This is a genomic window from Bradyrhizobium sp. LMG 9283 (assembly GCF_045571415.1).
Taxonomy (GTDB): Bacteria; Pseudomonadota; Alphaproteobacteria; order Rhizobiales; family Xanthobacteraceae; genus Bradyrhizobium.
In genome coordinates, this window is sequence record NZ_CP120691.1 from 4549104 (window position 1) to 4565887 (window position 16784).

Sequence of the window (16784 nt, forward strand, 5' to 3'; positions counted from 1 at the left end):
CGTGGCGCCGCTGGTCAGCATCCGGGACTTGCGCGTCGCCTTCAATGGCGTGCCGGTCCTGCGCGGCGTCGACATTGCCTTGCGGCAGGGCGAGGCCCTCGGCCTCGTCGGCGAGTCCGGCTCCGGCAAATCGGTGACGTGGCTGGCCGCGCTCGGTCTCTTGCCGCGGCATGCGCAGGTCACAGGCTCGGTGCGGCTCGACGGACGAGAGATCCTCGGCGCGGCGGCCGCCGAGCTCGATCATGTCAGGGGCGGGCGCATCGCCATGATCTTCCAGGATCCGGCGAGCGCGCTCAATCCGGTGCTGACCATCCGCAAGCAGCTCTGCGAAGCACTGGCGCTGCATCGTGATCTCTCCGGCAACGCCGTGAAGGCGGAGGCGCGGCGGCTGCTCGATCTCGTCGGCATTCCCGATGCGACGCGGCGGTTAGAGGCCTATCCGCACGAATTCTCCGGCGGCCAGATCCAGCGCATCATGATCGCGATGGCGCTGGCGGGAAATCCCGATCTCCTGATCGCGGACGAACCGACCACGGCGCTTGACGCTACCATCCAGGCGCAGATCCTGGAGCTGCTCTCCACGGTCCGCCGCGAGCTGGGCATGGCGATGGTGCTGATCAGCCACGATCTCGGCGTCGTCGCGGAGAACTGCGACCGTGTCGCCGTGATGTATGCCGGCCGCATCGTCGAGGAAGCCCCGAGCAACCAGCTGTTCGCCGATCCCGTGCATCCCTACGCGCAAGGCCTGATCGGCGCACTGCCGCCGCTCGACGGACCGCGGCGCCGTCTCACCGCTATTCCCGGAACGGTGCCCGATCCCTCGCGCATGCCTGGCGGCTGTGCCTTCGCGCCGCGCTGCGCGCTGGCAGCCGAGTCGTGCGGCCTGGCCGCGCCGAGCCTGGCGCCGATCGCGAACGACCGCAGCGTCGCCTGTATCCGCGCCGAATCCTCGCGCCGCGCGCTGCTCGGGATCGCCGCCGAATGAGCCCGCCGCTCGTCGAGGTCTCCGCGATCTCGCGCACCTATTCGATGCGCTCCGGAATGTTCGGCCGAGCTACGGCCGTGCATGCCGTCGACGGCGTGTCGCTGACGATCGTCAAGGGCGAGACGCTGGGCCTCGTCGGCGAGTCCGGTTCGGGCAAATCCACCACCGGCCGGATCGTGCTCGGCCTCGAGCCGCCCGATAGCGGCGAGGTGCGGTTCGACGGCAAGCCCATGGCCGCGCCGGGAACGGCCGCGTGGCGCGCACAGCGCGCGCGCATGCAGATGATTTTCCAGGACCCGCTGGGGGCGCTGGACCGGCGGTTGCCGGTTGCGACGCAGATCCGCGAGCCGCTCGACATCCACGGCCCCGGCAAGCCCGCCGAGCGCGAGGAGCGCGTCCGCGAGCTGCTGCGCGCTGTCGAGCTGACACCGGCGCATGGCGCGCGCTACCCGGGCGCGCTGTCCGGCGGGCAGCGACAGCGCATCGTGCTGGCGCGGGCGCTGGCGACGAAGCCTGATTTCCTCGTCTGCGACGAGCCCGTCAGCGCGCTCGACGTCTCGATCCAGGCGCAGGTGGTGAACCTGCTCGCCGATCTCCAGGCGCAGCTGTCGCTGACGCTGCTGTTCATCAGCCACGACCTGCGTGTCGTCAGGCAGATCAGCAATGTCGTCGCCGTGATGTACCTCGGCCGCATCGTCGAGATCGGCAGCGCCGACGATTTGTTCGCGCGGCCCGAGCATCCCTACACCCAGGCGCTGGTCTCCGCCTCGCCCGCACCGGGCCGCCGCAGCGCCGGGCGAATCGTGCTGTCAGGCGATCCGCCGAATCCGGCCGCGCGTCCGCAAGGCTGCGCCTTCCACCTACGCTGCCCGCGCGCCATCGCGCGCTGTGCGAGTGAGGTGCCGGCGCTCGCGGTCGTCGGCGGCGACCGGCAGGTCGCCTGCCATCTCGTCACCGGCGCCGCGACACGGGACGCAGCCTGATGGGACGCTATTTCGCCATCCGAGTCGGACGCGCGGCGCTGACGATCATCCTGGTCGTCACATTCGCCTTCGTCGTGCTCCGGCTCTCAGGCGATCCCGCGCTGATGATCCTGGGGCCTGAGGCGCCGCCGGAGGTGCTCGCGGCATTCCGAAAGGCGTGGGGCCTCGATGATCCAATCTGGGCTCAATATTTCGACTATTTCGGCGCCATCGCCAAGGGCGAGCTCGGCCGCTCCATGCGCGACGGCCGGCCCGCGATCGAGCTCGTGCTGGAGCGCATCCCGGCGACGCTGGCGCTGACCCTGCCGGCCTTCGCCTTCAAGGTCGCGCTCGGCATTCCCGCCGGTATTTACGCCGCGCTGCATCGCGGCTCGGGCATCGACCGCGCCGTGATGATGACGGCGGTGGCTGGTTTCACGGTACCGAGCTTCGTGCTCGCGCTGGTGCTGGTGCTCGTCTTCGCCGTGCAGCTCGGCTGGCTGCCCTCAGGCGGGCAGGACAGTTGGCGCCATGCCATCCTGCCGATTGCAACGCTGAGCCTTGGCGGCGCGGCCGTGCTGGCGCGCTTCACCCGCAGCGCGATGCTCGAGGTGCTGGGCCAGCCCTATATCCGCACTGCCTCGGCCAAGGGCGTGCCCTGGCGCAAGGTGGTGACATCGCACGCGCTGCCGAACGCGGCGATTCCGACTGTCACGATCCTGGGCTTCATGGTGGGGACACTGATCGCGGGCGCGGTCGTGGTCGAGAGCGTGTTTGCCTGGCCCGGAGTAGGGCGCCTGCTCGTCGTCGCCGTCGCCAACCGCGACCTTGCCGTCGTGCAATGCATCCTGCTGCTGGTCGCGATGACCATGGTGACGTCCAACCTGATCGTCGACTTCCTCTACGGCTTCCTCGATCCGCGGCTGCGCACCAAGGGAGCGCACGCATGACCGACGCGATGCTGAAGGATACGGCCGCGCGCCGCCACATCAGCCTTCCCGCAATCCCGGTCTCGGTGGTGCTGGCGATCACATGGATCATCGCAATGCTGCTGATCGCGGCCTTTGCTGAGAGGATCGCGCCTTACGGCTTCACCCAGCTCGACCTGCGCAACCGGCTCTCGGCGCCCGGCACTGCCGCGCACTGGCTGGGCACCGATGAGCTCGGCCGGGACGTGCTGTCGCGGCTGCTCATTTCCATTCGCATCTCGCTGCTGATCGCCTTCGGCGCCACTGCGATCTCGGCGATGGTCGGCACCATGCTCGGCTTCCTCGCCGCGCATTTCCGCGGGGCTGTCGAGCAACTCGTGCTGATGCTGTCCGACTTCCAGGCCAGCATGCCCTTCCTGATCATGGCGCTGGCGGTGCTCGCCTTCTTCGGCAACTCGCTGCCGCTCTTAATCGGCCTGATGGGCCTGTTCGGCTGGGAGCGCTACGCCCGCATCGCGCGCGGCCTTGCGATTTCCGCCAATGCCCAAGGATACGCTGCCGCCGTCCGCCAGTTAGGGGCGACGCCGTCGCGGATCTACCTGCGGCACATCCTGCCCAATATCGCCTCGACCCTGATCGTTTCGACCACGCTGGTCTTCCCAGAGGTGATTCTGATGGAGTCCGGCCTGTCCTTCCTCGGCCTCGGCGTGCAGCCGCCGATGACCAGCCTCGGCAACATGGTCGGCTACGGCCGGGAATACCTCACCCGGGCACCCTGGATCATGCTGGCTCCGGCCACCACCATCGTCGTCACCACGCTGGCCGTCTCCGTGATCGGCGACTGGTTGCGCGACCGGCTCGATCCGACGCTGCAATAGGGCTCGGGCCTCGTGTCCCGGACGCGCGAAGCGCGAGCCGGGACCCAGGAGGCCACACCACTCGCTGCCACATGGGCCCCGGCTCTGCAGCGCACCGTCAAAGAGACGCTGCGCTGCGTCCGGCGCACGTGCGAGACCCCGCGCCGGGAGCAGGGGAGCCTTGTCCGACCCAAGTTCCCGTTGCACCCGCCGGGTCCGTGCGCTATCCGGCCGGAAAGGCCTGAGGCGGCTCGACATTTTCCCGCCCGGCCAGTCAAACCCAAGGACGGAAACCGCCATGCCAGCCTATCGCTCCCGCACCACCACCCACGGCCGCAACATGGCGGGCGCCCGCGGCCTCTGGCGTGCGACGGGCATGAAGGATGCCGATTTCGGCAAGCCGATCATCGCGGTCGTCAACTCCTTCACCCAGTTCGTGCCAGGCCACGTCCATCTCAAGGATCTCGGCCAGCTCGTGGCGCGCGAGATCGAGCAGGCCGGCGGCGTCGCCAAGGAATTCAACACCATCGCGGTGGATGACGGCATCGCCATGGGTCATGACGGCATGCTCTACAGCCTGCCGTCGCGCGAATTGATCGCCGACAGCGTCGAGTACATGGCCAACGCGCATTGCGCCGACGGCCTCGTCTGCATCTCCAACTGCGACAAGATCACGCCCGGCATGCTGATGGCCGCGCTGCGGCTCAACATCCCCGCCGTGTTCGTCTCGGGCGGGCCGATGGAGGCCGGCAAGGTCAAGCTCGAGGGCAAGACCAAGGCCGTCGACCTCATCGATGCCATGGTGGCGGCCGCGGACTCCAAGGTCAGCGACGAGGACGTCAAGGTGATCGAGCGCTCGGCGTGCCCGACCTGCGGCTCCTGCTCGGGCATGTTCACCGCCAATTCCATGAACTGTCTGACCGAGGCGCTGGGCCTCGCGCTGCCCGGCAATGGCTCGGTGGTTGCAACCCATGCCGACCGCAAGCGCCTGTTCGTCGAGGCGGGCCACACCATCGTCGATCTCGTCCGCCGCTATTACGAGCAGGACGATGCTTCGGTCCTGCCGCGCAACATCGCGAACTTCAAGGCGTTCGAGAACGCGATGACGCTCGACATCGCCATGGGGGGCTCGACCAACACCGTGCTGCATCTACTCGCCGCGGCCCATGAAGGGCAGGTGGAGTTCACCATGCGCGACATCGACCGTTTGTCGCGCCGCGTGCCGGTTCTCTGCAAGGTCGCGCCCTCCGTTGCCGACGTGCATGTCGAGGACGTGCATCGCGCGGGCGGCATCATGGGTATCCTGGGCGAGCTCGACCGCGCCGGCCTGATCGACACCTCGGTCTCGACCGTGCATGCGCCGACCATGAACGAGGCGCTGGAGCGCTGGGACATCAAGCGCTCCAAGAGCGAGGCAGTACGCACCTTCTATCGCGCCTCGCCCGGCGGCATCCCGACCCAGGTCGCCTTCAGCCAGGATCGCCGCTACGACGAGCTCGATGCCGACCGCGAGAAGGGCGTGGTGCGCGATCTCGAGCACGCCTTCAGCAAGGACGGCGGCCTCGCCGTGCTCTACGGCAACCTCGCGCAGGACGGCTGCATCGTGAAGACCGCCGGCGTCGACGCCTCCATCCTGAAATTCTCCGGCCCCGCGCGCGTGTTCGAAAGCCAGGACGCCGCGGTCGAAGGCATCCTGGGCGGCAAGGTCGTCGCCGGTGAAGTCGTGGTCGTGCGCTATGAAGGCCCGCGCGGCGGCCCCGGCATGCAGGAGATGCTGTATCCGACGAGCTATCTGAAATCGATGGGCCTCGGCAAAGCCTGCGCGCTCGTCACCGACGGCCGTTTCTCCGGCGGCTCCTCGGGCCTGTCGATCGGCCATCTGTCGCCGGAAGCCGCCGAAGGCGGCACCATCGGTCTCGTGCGCGACGGCGACCGCATCGCCATCGACATCCCGAACCGCAGCATCAGCCTGGACGTCTCCGACGAGGAGCTCGCCAAGCGCCGCGCCGCGGAGGAAGCGAAGGGCGATGCCGCCTGGCAGCCACAGAGCCGCAAGCGCAACGTCTCGACTGCGCTCCAGGCTTACGCCGCGCTCACCACCAGCGCCGCGCGCGGCGCTGTGCGCGAGGTCAAGCGGCGCCCGAGATAGGCCGCCCGATCGGCGCGTCACCGGCTGGATCGACGGTCTTCGGAACGACTCGCGGCTCCAAGCGAGCGCGCAGATGGGCCTTTGCAAGAAGCACGGAGTCGCAACGGAGATTCGGAAAGAACGGCCCCCGCTTCCCGGGGCGTGGGCTGTTGGGGGTGGGAGCGGGAGCCGTTTGCGAAGTGGGCACCCGACGTGCGGGCTCGCCCGCCAGGCACGTTCAACCTAGTGCATTTGTCCACATCTCGCTATTTAATTTTTTATTAAATTGCATTTTATTTGCGATTTAATCATGCCATCCTAAGAAAAAATAGCCGAATTCCATTTTTCGGAATCCGGCCGGGGGCGGTCGCGGTATCGAGATCCGTCCGCAACGGTCCGGATTGCCAGTAGCGGAGTTAGCCATGAGTCATTCTCCATCACTCGTGCCGCAAATTACGACAGACCGGGACGTCTATCTCGTGCTCGATGACTTCGGCCGCCGGCTGGGGCGCGCCTGGTGTGAGACTGCCGAGGAGGACGCCAATCGCGCGACCTTGCTCAGGCATCTCGCCGAAGGGCAATATCTCCATCCCGCGCGCATCGTGGCCTTCAATACCGCGGAGGGGTGGTCGCGGGACGCCACCGCCGAAATCGCCGACGAGCTCCGCCGCCGCTTTGTCGAGCTCGAGGAGACCGATCCCTCGCTGCTGGAGTTCCTGGAAAGAGCAGCCAGGCGTTGAAGCTCGACCATCGAAGGCGGATGAACGCTGCGAATTGTGCTCAAACGAGTACCGCGGCGATGTCCGATCACCGGTGCAGCGATCGTGCTCCCGCTCGTCATGCGGACCTCGGTGCAAACATCGCGCGTGTTAATGCGCGTGGTCAATGAGTTCTTACCCGTTCGCCGCGATTGGCCGTTCGCATTAAGGATGCCCCGACGAAGTTCGGCAAAGCAAGGTTTTGCGGCGTATACTTCCGCAACCTTCGCAAATCCATTTCGGGCAACTGGGGCGCCACTGCAATGTCTCGTACTCTCGCCGTTGTTTTTTCCACTGCCGTCGCCGCGATTTCCATGACGGGCGCAGCCTCCGCCGGCTGCTACAATTGCTATACGCCGCCGCCGTGCACGACCTGCTATCAGCAGCAATATGTGCCGCCGCAATACCGCACCGTCGATGAGACCGTGATGGTCTCGCCCGGCGCTGTCGTCGCGCACCGCACGCCGGCGCAGTACCGCACTGTGATGGTGCCGCAGACCGTGATGGTTGCGCCCCCGGGCGTCCAGTACGAGCGCATCCCGCCGCAATACGCCACGCGCCAACGCGTCGAGATGGTCTCGCCCGGCTATTCCTATTACGCCCCGGTGCAGATGGGCTGCGCGTCCTGCGGCTACTGAGCTGACGCAAGAGACCGGCTTAGCGCGGCGCTCCTCGCGGGCGCCGTTTTCGTTTGCGAGCAGCAAAACGAGGCCCGGGCATGGAGACCAATCCAACCGGGCCTCGCAACCAGCGACGCCCTGGGAGATGTCGCCGGCATCGGGATTGCCGAGGGCTAGACTAGAGGAACAGGCTGACGCCTGCCTGACGGAGACGCTGGAGGGCAGGGCGCCAACTTCGCGTTGCCTTACGCGGTCGACTACGTTAAGCGACACCCGTTCCGGGACTGGAAGGGTGGCCGAGTGGTTTAAGGCACCGGTCTTGAAAACCGGCGTGCCCGCAAGGGCACCGTGGGTTCGAATCCCACCCCTTCCGCCATAGGTCGGCTAACAGCTTGGCTCCGCAGGGTAATCACGAAGCTCTACGGGGAAGAAGTCGCGAGTGAGCGCTTGATTCGGGTCGCCCTCGCAGGATTGCATTCGCCACCAAGCATGGCCGTAGCCTTGCTGGAGCTGCTCCGGTCAACATCAGTTTAGTCGATTGACTTCTCGAGTTTCTGGGCTGCCCGGAAGTCGTCCATATGCTGCAGGTTCGGCCCGTACGCGGCCTCCTTGCTGAGTAGGTGGTAAATCCGGGCCACTATGGCTTGAAGATGTTTCATTCGTCCGCGGGGCATCCCGCGGGCCTTGCAAAGTGCGCGGACCGCATGCGCTCGGAAGTAGTCAAAAGCGTCCGACATCGCGGACTAAACGTCTCGTCCAAAGATTGGTTCTTATCCGCGATTCCGGATACGCCGGTACAAATTGAGCGCATCAGGAACGCTGTCCAACTGGAAAACTTAGCCGGCACGAAGCTTACAGCGGGCAACGCATGTTCTTCTTTTTCTCGAACCGGCTGGGATGTCTCGGCTCGCTTCTGATCTCGGGCTTGGTCACTGTCGCGCTTCTCTTCCTGTTCGGGATAGTTCGATTCTAAGCGTCAGCGAGCCGTTCAGATCGATCCTCCACGCCATCGAGAAACACGTCCGAAGCTTTCAGGAACTTGGCCTTGGCTGGCCTGTTGTTCGCACTCTCACCCCACTCATGGAGAGCGCTTGTGGAAAGTACGATCATCGGGGAATTCGATACGCGCCGCGGCGCCGAGCTCGCGGTTGAGCATGTCGTGCAGGAATGCGGCGTGCCGCGAAGCGATGTGTTCGTTCAAGCCGCCGGCGATGCCAACACGGTGGGGACCCGTCCGGCAGGTAGCGACGTCAAGGCTTCGCCCGCGCCGGAGGGGCGGCAGAAGCTGGAAGGTCCGATCGAGGTGTCCGTGGATTTTCACGGCGATGCGCCCGAGAAGATCGCAGATGCCTTGAGGAGCGCCGGTGCAAAGACTGTGCGTACCAAGTAACGGCATTCGCACACACTGAACCGCACCCCTCAGGACGTGGAACCCCTTGAGCCTCCAGCGCGTTTAGACGAAAACGCGAATTGCGAGGTCCACCTGCTTCAGAGTTCATCGACCCTGATGCCCGGCGACACCGTCTGGCGGCGGTGTGAAGCGCGTGTGGCGGTTCTGAACGATGCTGCCGCTTATTTCGCGGCTCTACGGCAAGCGCTGCTGGAGGCGCAGGATCTCGTCTACATCATCGGATGGGATATCCATAGTGAAACCAGGCTGGTCGGCGCTTCCGGACGCGCGGATGACGGCTTGCCGGAACAACTCGGCGCATTCCTGCGCGCGCTCGTTCATCGCCGTCCCACCTTGCGAATCAACATTCTCGTCTGGGACTTCGTCTCGTTTTACGCCTCCGAAAGGGAATGGAACTCCGCGGCGAAATTTACCGCCGAAACATATGGCCGCGTCCGATTTCATCTGGATGCCACGCTTCCGTTTGGTTCGGCCCAACACCAGAAGATCGTCTGTATCGACGGTTCACTGGCGTTCGTCGGCGGGCTCGACCTGACGATCAGGCGCTGGGACACGAGCGAGCATCGCGCCGTTCACGAATTGCGCTGCGACCCTGACGGCAAGCCATACCCGCCCTTCCATGATGTTCAATGCATGGTCGACGGGGAGGCTGCGGTGTCGCTATTCGACATTGCGGAAGGGCGCTGGCGTGCGGCAGGTCAAAAAGCCCACGACCGGCGCGCGCCGAAGAGCGGTCGGTGGCCGGCGAATGTACCGGTCGAGGTCGAGCACATGCCGGTGGGTATCGCCAGGACCGAGGTCGTCTGCCCTGCAGGCGCGACCATCAACGAGGTCGAACGCTCGTTGATTTCAGCGATCCGGTCCGCAACGACCTTCGTTTACATCGAGAACCAGTTTACCAGCGCCATCAAGATCGCGCGTGAACTGGCGGAGCAGATGCTCCGCGTGCCTTCGCTTCGGGTTCTGGTCGTCGCTCCGAAGCTGCACGCCTCATGGCTGGAATCCCAAGCCATGCAAAACGGCCGCGGGGCCTTCATCGACTGCTTCAGCGTGGCGGGAATCGCAGACCGCATCCGCTTCGTCTACCCGGTCTCACACAGCGGGGACACGGACGCTGCCGTGATGGTGCACAGCAAGCTCATGATTGTCGATAACAGGATCTTGAGGATCGGCTCGGCCAACCTGAACAATCGGTCGATGGGTGCCGACAGCGAATGTGACCTGATTTTTGAAGCCGCAACCGAGGAGCATCGGGATTTCATCGCGTCGGTCCGCCGCCGCCTGATCGCCCATTTCTGTGGTCTCGACGAACAGATCATAGGGCAAAACGAGCATCGTCTTTTCGCTCTGCTGGACGACGTGGCGAGCGCCGATGGGGCGAAGACGCTGCGGGACGTGGAGTGCTCGATCCTGACCAGTACTCTGGCCACAATGGTTCAGCCCGTGGCGGATCCTGAGCGGCCTCTTCATCTGGAACGGGCGGCATCGCGTATGTGGCGCACGAAGACCATAATTGGCATTGCGCTGATAGCGGTCGGGCTTTTCGGACTGGGAATGGCTTGGTCGTACACGTCGTTAACTGATTTTGCCGACGCCGCGCATATCTCGGCTCTACTGTCTGCCTACTCGCAGTCCATCTGGGGTCCACTGTTCGCGATCACCGCTTTTGTCGTCGGCGGGCTGGTCGTGTTTCCGGTTCTCGTGCTCATTGCAGCTACTGCTGCCGCACTCGGGCCATGGCTGGGCTTCGTCACCGCAATGGCCGGAGTCTTGCTCAGCGCGTTCGTCCTTTTTGTGATCGGACGGTCACTTGGCCGAGAACGCCTCCAGAAGTTGCTCGGCCGACGTGCGGGGCGCATCCAGGAACGTGTCGTAGGCAAGGGCATTCTGGCTGTCGTGGTCATCCGTATGATTCCCGTGGCACCATTCTCGTTGGTGAATGTCGTGGCCGGGGCGAGCACGCTGCCGCTTCGCGACTTCCTGGTTGGAACTCTGCTGGGCATGATGCCTGGGATTCTCGCCATGGCCGTTCTGGGAGCTCAGATCGCGGATCTGGCCAGGAATGCCTCCTGGAGCAACATATTGCTATTGATCCTGGCGTTTCTGGGCTGGCTCGGGATCTGCGCAGGCGCACAATTCGTCGCGACGTGGCTGGCCGGGAGGCGCTGATGGCGCCGATGCGCTTCATGACGTGGAATGTGCATGGCACGTTCAATCTCAATCCGACGTTCGATCTGGAGGGGGTATGCTCCATCATTCGCAAGTGGTCGCCGGATGTCGTCGCGCTTCAGGAGGTGGATTCGCGATCGCGGTCGGACGATCCGTTCGCGAAGCTGGCGAGTGTCGTCGGCGATCACCGCGTTCACGCCAAGTCGATCGTCACTGAGGATGGCGAATACGGTCAGATGCTCCTGAGCCGCTTTCCGTTCTCCAGCGTGCCCGAGATCGTCGACGTGTCGTATCGGGAGCGGGAACCACGCAGAGCAATTGCCACGGGATTGCTTACGTCTTTTGGCGACGTCCGGGTGGTCGCCACTCATCTCGGCCTGAGTATCCACGAGCGCTATGCGCAAGCTCAGGCCCTGGCGAGCCTCGTGAAACCTGGAAGGACCGTCGTCCTCGGTGATTTCAACGACTGGTTCTGGGTGAAGTCGGTGCGGCGCGTGCTCGCGCAGGTCTGTCCAAACCGTACGCGGCTTCGAACCTTCCCGGCGCGCTTACCCCTTCTACGACTCGACAGGATCTATGCAACGCCCGACAGCCGGCTCGGGAACGTTTGGACCGATCGAGAGGCAAGGGCCTATTCAGACCATTTGCCTGTGCTTGCAGACATCGAGATTGAGATGCCGTCGGCTGATGAAAGAGGATCTTCGTGAGACCGATCAGCTTTCGTTGTGATCTCCGAAGACGGCAGTGCGACTGTTTCGTCCGACGGGTCAAACCGGCCTTTGCGCGGATACAAAAGGCGTTGTCGCAGCGGGACTTAGCTACTGTGCATGGGGTTGTTTCGCGAGTTATTGCGGCAGCGCTTGGGCTCACCCAAGCGGAACTTTTTCCTTGCCGCTACGTTGATTTGGCATGACTGAAGACCTTTCCTTCCGACGCAAACCCTTGACCCCCGAACAGCGCCACGCGCGCGATGCGGCACGCCGGATCGAGGCGGAGAAGGCCATGCGCGATTATGAAGCGGCGCAGAAGGCGTTTTACGCCAACAAGGAACGGCTGAAAGCCGAGCGGCTGGCGCGTGAAGCAGCGGCAGCGAAAGGCTGAGCGAACGCGCACGCCGCCCAATCTCTGAATCGCTTTTCCCGGCGGAGTTCCGGCCGCTAGAGCACGATCCGGAAAAGTGTGCAGCGGTTTTCCGAAAAGATCATGCTCAAACAATAACCTAAAGCGCGATGACGATTCGTCCTGATCTCATCGCACTTTAGTGCCGCTTGGATGTCCCATTTGTGCTCAAGGCCAGCTTGAGCGCCTGGACGGCTTCCGCAAACACTCCACGGGGCGATTGCGCCTCGATCGCTTCGGCCGCGATGCGACAGTCGTCGGCGACCTTCAGCAGCCCGCTACGCGCGAGGTCCAGGGTGGAGAGGGCGGCCTGCTCCAGGCAGACCCGTTCAAGCCGTCGAAACTCCCGCAGCTCTCTGTTCATGCGTCAGCTCTCGATGTCTCCGCGCCATGCGACGCCGAGTCTGCTTAACGAATGGTAAACAATCCCAAGCTTAAGCGAATTGACTGGCGCGGGGCTGGCGCCTCCCGTGCACCCGGCCTGGGGCGCATCGCCAGGCTTGACGGAGTTCGGCTTCCGGGAGGAAGCTTCAAATGATCCTAAACTGACGTGAACCGCGGAGACGTTCGCTCCCAGCAGGTCCGATCCGCATCAGCGAAACCAGATGGAGCTGACCATGACCACGTTCGACAAGCGCGAGCAGGGCTTTGAGGCCAAATTCGCCCACGACGAGGAATTCATGTTCAAGGCCACCGCGCGGTCCAACAAGCTGCTCGGGCTGTGGGCGGCAAGCCAGCTCGGGCTCAGCGGCGATGCCGCGGTGAGCTACGCAACCGCGCTGGTGACGGATCATCTGGAGAGCCGGACGATCGACGACGTCGTCCGCAAGGTATCAGGCGATCTCGCAGACAAGGGCGTCGCGCGTGAGCAGGTCGCTCAGAAGCTTCAGGAATGTCTGCACCAGGCGCGGGCGCAGCTCGAAATGGACAAGCAATGAGGCCGGCCGCAGGGCTTCATTCGGCGTGCCTGCGCATACCCGACTCGCTGAGCCTGTCGACATAGGCGATGCCGAGCGCCGAGACGATGAAGGTGATATGGATCAGCACCTGCCACATCACGCCGGTCTCAGTGAAGCCGGCGCGGTCAGAGCCGAGATTACCCGCCTCAATGAAGGTGCGCAGCAGCGCGATCGAGGAGATGCCGATGATGGCCATGGCGAGCTTGATCTTCAGGACGCTCGCATTGACGTGGCCGAGCCATTCCGGCTCGTCGGGATGGCCCTGGAGGTCGAGCCGCGAAACGAACGTCTCGTAGCCGCCGACGATGACCATCACCAGCAGATTGGAGATCATCACGACGTCGATCAGCGCCAGCACGCTCATCATGATCTGCTGCTCTGTGAGGTCGAGGGCGTGCCAGGAGAGGTGCCAGAGCTCCTTGAGGAACAGCGCGATGTAGACGCATTGCGCCACGATCAGCCCGAGATAGAGCGGCAGCTGCAGCCAGCGCGAGCCGAAGATGATCATCGGCAGCAGGCCGAGCTGCGGCGAAGGCGGGCGGGGGCCAGTCCTGATCTCAGGCTCAACCGACATGCAGGCAGCCCCCTCGCATCGAGATGATCTGGCCATCATGTACCGCGACAAGATGGCCGGTGGAAGACGCGACGCGGTTGCCGCCTTCCAAGGACAGTGCCGTTTCGTGCTACCGTGCAGATCGGCCGTCGCGCGACGGCGACGAACCGGAGGTGGGGCGTGTCTGGAAGCGGCTTTGGCAGGAGGTTCGGCCCAATCGCATGCGCGGGCGCCATGCTGGTTGGTGCAGGCGGCGCCGAGGTCTCGGCGACGCCGCTGACGCCGTTTCGCTACGAGGCTCAGGCGCAGCGTCATTGCCCGCACGACAGGGTGGTCTGGCTCGATTTCAGGAAAGGCGTCTACTACCGCAAGGGTCAGAAGCGTTACAGCCAGGGCTTCGACGGCAGCTTCGTCTGCCTAAGTGAGGCCCGCGACAGCCTTTATCGCCGTTCGCTATTGGGTCTGCGCTGAGCGGCACGTGGTGGCCCCGGCTCAGGACCGTGTGGGCTATCTCTGTGCCGGCAGCTTCATCGGTACGTGCGGGGAGGTGCTGATGACCCGGGGACTTCCATCCGGATAGGTGCGGTCGCCGCGGATCAGGGATTCCAGTACCAGGAAGAATTTCTCGGCAAGCATTTGCGTCACCCTCATTGGTGATGGGCCTCTGGAAATTAGTCGAGGCGCCGGACGCAGAAATTCAATCAACTGAATGAGAGCCGGACGCTTGCTGCGCCTCGGCGGAGCTGCGCCGGAAAACCAGGAGATGCGCCTCAGGCAAACGCCAGGGCCACGAGACTCGAACAGAGCAGCACCAAGCCGCCGGCGGTCAAGGCCAGGAAGCCATCGGATACGAGGTCATGGTTGCGCATGGGACACCTGCCGCTCTCGTCTTCGATGCTCGATCGGATCGATCAAATTGTCCGAACGTGCCGCCTTGAAAGAGGTGATGCTTGCCGCCCGCGCGAGTGCCTTAGGCCCTCGTGCGGTAACCTTCAAACGCATGGGCCAGGAAGATCCCCGCGCTTACCAGACCCATCAGTGCCGAAACCGTCTCGATCATCGTTAAATTCCAAATCCCGCCCTTGCATCCGAGAGAACGCGTGCAGCCTTGCACAGTCAAAAGAATTTCGGTGAGCGGCGTGACAATGGGGGTGGAGTGAGGATTTGGCGCAACAGAATGTCCAGGAGTGGCACAGAGAAGGCGCCTCAGCTCCGTAGACCGACGGGGGAGAAGCGAACGTGGCGTTTACCATCCTGACGTGATCGCCGCGGGCTCCCCATTTCCGCCGTGTTCGGGTTGCGTTATCCTTACCACTTCCGGCGCGGTGGTGGGCCGTCTCGGAAATCAAAGGACCGGACAGCGCTCCCCCCGTAGCCAAAGTGGGCTGGGTACGCTTCCGGCGAAGTGGTATTTGGGGCGCATGGGGATCCAACGATCAGATTCGGTTTTGCGGGCCGCGCGCGGTGTTGCGGCGGTCGCAACTTGCGTTGTGCTCGCCAATTGCGCCTCCTCGAACAAGTTCGCCAGCCGCGTCGATCCGAAATACGGCGTGTCCTCGAGCCCCCGGGTGGTGGCCTGGGGCGATCCGGTCCCGAAGGGCGGCGGCACCTACCGCGTCGGCAAGCCCTATGTCGTGGCGGGTAAGACTTACGTGCCGGAGGAGGACGTCAACTACCGCGCCGAGGGCTTGGCGTCCTGGTACGGCGATGATTTCCATGGTCGCCTGACCGCCAATGGCGAAGTGTTCGACATGACCTCGCTGACGGCGGCGCATCCGACCCTGCCGATGCCGTCCTACGCGCGGGTGACCAATATCTCGAACGGCAAGTCGCTGATCGTCCGCGTCAACGACCGCGGGCCCTATCATGGCAACCGCCTCATCGACGTCTCGAACAAGGCCGCCGAACTCCTTGAATTCAAAGGCAATGGCGTTGCCAGGGTGCGGGTCGAATATGTCGGCCGGGCGCCGCTTGAAGGCTCCGACGATCGTCAGCTTCTAGCGACCCTGCGCACCGGCGTTCCGGCACCATCGCCCTCGATGGTCCGGGTCGCCTCGGCCAAGCCGTTCGTGCCCGAGCTGCCGTCCTCGACCCGTGGCGCCATTCGCGGCGAGGTCCCGATGCCGGAGGGGCGGCCCTACAATCTCGGCAACAGCGCGGCCGACATGGCCTCGCTCAACGCGACCTCGGAAATGTCGGCAACGAGCCGCAGCCGGGGCCGGGCGCTCCACAACGCCCGCGCGGTATCCTATGACGAGGACGGCCGCTACGCGAGCGAGAGTGCTCCCTCATCGGCCGATGGCGCCGCCGAGGCCCGCAGCATCCTGAGCGGCCGCGGGCTCTACTGAGCCGCGCTCGCCGTCAGGAATTTCACCAGCGCCGCGTTCACCTCGTCGGGGCGCTCCTGCTGCACCCAATGGCCGGCGCCCTCAATGATCAGCCTTTGCTTCAGATTAGGCAGCACGCGTTCGAGCTCGTTGACGCGCTTGGCGCCGATCAGGCCGGTGATCACGGCGTCTTTTGAGCCGGCGATGAAGAGCGACGGCTGGTGGATCTGCGCGTCCTGCCAGGGTGCGGTCAGCTCCCAATTGCGGTCGATATTGCGGTACCAGTTCAGCCCGCCGCGGAAGCCGGACTTGCGGAAGCTTTCGGTGAAATAGGCCAGATCAGCCTCGCTCAGCCAGCCGGGCAGCGGCTCCTCGGCGCCTGCATGGCCGAGGAAGCCCTTGCCCTCCTGCACGAACATGGCCGCGGTGGGATCGGCGAGGCCCCGTCCGCCGAGCACGATGCGCATGGTTCGGGCGACGTCACGCTCGAGCTCGGCCTCGGCGACGCCGGGCGCCTGGAAATACTGCCAGTAGAAATTGGTGACGCCGCCCTGGCGCAACAATTCGAGCGGCTTGCCGCGGCCGCGAAATGGCGGCGGAACGCTCAGGCCCGCGACGGCGGTGAAGATGTCGGGGCGGAACAGCGCCGCGTGCCAGGCGACCGGAGCGCCCCAGTCGTGGCCGACCACCATCGCCCTGGTTTCACCCAGCGCCTGGACGAGGCCGACGACGTCGCCGACCGTGTCGAAGATCGAGTAGGCGCTCACATCGGGCGGCGCTGCGCTCTGGCCGTAGCCGCGCATGTCGGGGGCGACGACGTGAAACCCGGCCGCGGCGAGTGCGGGGATCTGGTGGCGCCAGGAGTAGGACAGTTCCGGCCAGCCATGGCACAGCACCACCAGCGGACCCTGGCCGGCTTCGCGAACGAACAGCTCGACCCCATTGGCCTTGATCATCCGGGTTGAGGACATTCGCTTTTCCGCCTTGTTTCAGGGGTTTGGTCGGGA

18 protein-coding genes and 1 tRNA gene are annotated in these 16784 nt (G+C 64.6%); 15 read left to right on the forward strand and 4 right to left on the reverse strand.

Annotated elements, in window-relative coordinates; genetic code table 11:
• Position 1: 1 nt before the first annotated feature.
• The 8 genes from P6U29_RS21480 (at position 2) to P6U29_RS21515 (ending at position 7615) form a co-directional block, all read left to right on the forward strand.
• Complete coding sequence (locus P6U29_RS21480; protein WP_407112149.1) at positions 2-985, forward strand: ABC transporter ATP-binding protein; 984 nt, start codon at positions 2-4, stop codon at positions 983-985.
• The gene (locus P6U29_RS21485; protein WP_407112150.1) at positions 982-1968 is read left to right on the forward strand and encodes an ABC transporter ATP-binding protein; all 987 of its coding nucleotides are present in this window, start codon (positions 982-984) and stop codon (positions 1966-1968) included. Before P6U29_RS21480 ends, P6U29_RS21485 begins: the two co-directional genes overlap by 4 nt.
• Positions 1968-2897 carry an ABC transporter permease gene (locus tag P6U29_RS21490; RefSeq protein ID WP_407112151.1) on the forward strand — a complete coding sequence of 310 codons (930 nt, stop codon included), beginning with the start codon at positions 1968-1970 and terminating at the stop codon, positions 2895-2897. Before P6U29_RS21485 ends, P6U29_RS21490 begins: the two co-directional genes overlap by 1 nt.
• The gene (locus tag P6U29_RS21495) at positions 2894-3754 is read left to right on the forward strand and encodes an ABC transporter permease (RefSeq protein WP_407112152.1); all 861 of its coding nucleotides are present in this window, start codon (positions 2894-2896) and stop codon (positions 3752-3754) included. The genes P6U29_RS21490 and P6U29_RS21495 overlap by 4 nt, the downstream gene beginning before the upstream one ends.
• Before the next feature lie 277 nt (positions 3755-4031).
• The gene (gene ilvD, locus P6U29_RS21500; RefSeq protein ID WP_407112153.1) at positions 4032-5882 is read left to right on the forward strand and encodes a dihydroxy-acid dehydratase; all 1851 of its coding nucleotides are present in this window, start codon (positions 4032-4034) and stop codon (positions 5880-5882) included.
• A 401-nt stretch (positions 5883-6283) separates the two neighbouring features.
• Positions 6284-6601, forward strand: a complete 318-nt coding sequence (locus P6U29_RS21505; RefSeq protein WP_036028058.1) for a hypothetical protein — start codon at positions 6284-6286, stop codon at positions 6599-6601.
• A 332-nt stretch (positions 6602-6933) separates the two neighbouring features.
• Entirely contained in the window at positions 6934-7257 is a 324-nt protein-coding gene (locus P6U29_RS21510) for a hypothetical protein (protein ID WP_036017268.1), read from the forward strand.
• Between the two features lie 268 nt (positions 7258-7525).
• Positions 7526-7615, forward strand: a tRNA-Ser gene (locus P6U29_RS21515).
• 154 nt (positions 7616-7769) lie between these two features.
• Here the strand turns inward: P6U29_RS21515 and P6U29_RS21520 are convergent.
• A complete protein-coding gene (locus P6U29_RS21520; protein ID WP_407112154.1) occupies positions 7770-7976 on the reverse strand; it encodes a hypothetical protein in 207 nt (68 codons plus the stop codon).
• Between the two features lie 356 nt (positions 7977-8332).
• Between P6U29_RS21520 and P6U29_RS21525 the strand changes: the two genes are divergently transcribed.
• The 4 genes from P6U29_RS21525 (at position 8333) to P6U29_RS21540 (ending at position 11920) form a co-directional block, all read left to right on the forward strand.
• On the forward strand, positions 8333-8629 hold the full coding sequence (locus tag P6U29_RS21525; protein WP_407112155.1) for a hypothetical protein: 297 nt from the start codon (positions 8333-8335) through the stop codon (positions 8627-8629).
• Positions 8630-8746: 117 nt separating this feature from the next.
• Entirely contained in the window at positions 8747-10819 is a 2073-nt protein-coding gene (locus P6U29_RS21530; protein ID WP_407112156.1) for a VTT domain-containing protein, read from the forward strand.
• Positions 10819-11526, forward strand: a complete 708-nt coding sequence (locus P6U29_RS21535; RefSeq protein WP_407112157.1) for an endonuclease/exonuclease/phosphatase family protein — start codon at positions 10819-10821, stop codon at positions 11524-11526. The genes P6U29_RS21530 and P6U29_RS21535 overlap by 1 nt, the downstream gene beginning before the upstream one ends.
• A 202-nt stretch (positions 11527-11728) precedes the next feature.
• Positions 11729-11920 (forward strand): hypothetical protein, encoded by a 192-nt coding sequence (locus tag P6U29_RS21540; protein ID WP_122403255.1) that lies wholly within the window; start codon positions 11729-11731, stop codon positions 11918-11920.
• A gap of 157 nt (positions 11921-12077) precedes the next feature.
• Here P6U29_RS21540 and P6U29_RS21545 read toward each other — a convergent pair whose 3' ends face one another.
• Positions 12078-12302: a hypothetical protein gene (locus P6U29_RS21545; RefSeq protein ID WP_407112158.1), complete on the reverse strand. Its 225-nt coding sequence runs from the start codon at positions 12300-12302 to the stop codon at positions 12078-12080.
• Between the two features lie 253 nt (positions 12303-12555).
• Here P6U29_RS21545 and P6U29_RS21550 point away from each other — a divergent pair, with 253 nt between their 5' ends.
• Positions 12556-12876 (forward strand): DUF1476 domain-containing protein, encoded by a 321-nt coding sequence (locus P6U29_RS21550; RefSeq protein ID WP_407112159.1) that lies wholly within the window; start codon positions 12556-12558, stop codon positions 12874-12876.
• 16 nt (positions 12877-12892) lie between these two features.
• Here P6U29_RS21550 and P6U29_RS21555 read toward each other — a convergent pair whose 3' ends face one another.
• Complete coding sequence (locus P6U29_RS21555) at positions 12893-13471, reverse strand: TIGR00645 family protein (RefSeq protein ID WP_407112160.1); 579 nt, start codon at positions 13469-13471, stop codon at positions 12893-12895.
• A gap of 159 nt (positions 13472-13630) precedes the next feature.
• On the opposite strand from P6U29_RS21555, the gene P6U29_RS21560 reads away from it, so the two are divergent.
• Positions 13631-13921, forward strand: a complete 291-nt coding sequence (locus tag P6U29_RS21560) for a hypothetical protein (RefSeq protein WP_407112161.1) — start codon at positions 13631-13633, stop codon at positions 13919-13921.
• A gap of 950 nt (positions 13922-14871) precedes the next feature.
• Entirely contained in the window at positions 14872-15798 is a 927-nt protein-coding gene (locus tag P6U29_RS21565) for a septal ring lytic transglycosylase RlpA family protein (RefSeq protein ID WP_407112162.1), read from the forward strand.
• Here P6U29_RS21565 and P6U29_RS21570 read toward each other — a convergent pair.
• A complete protein-coding gene (locus tag P6U29_RS21570; protein WP_407112163.1) occupies positions 15792-16748 on the reverse strand; it encodes an alpha/beta fold hydrolase in 957 nt (318 codons plus the stop codon). The genes P6U29_RS21565 and P6U29_RS21570 overlap by 7 nt on opposite strands.
• Positions 16749-16784 lie beyond the last annotated feature (36 nt).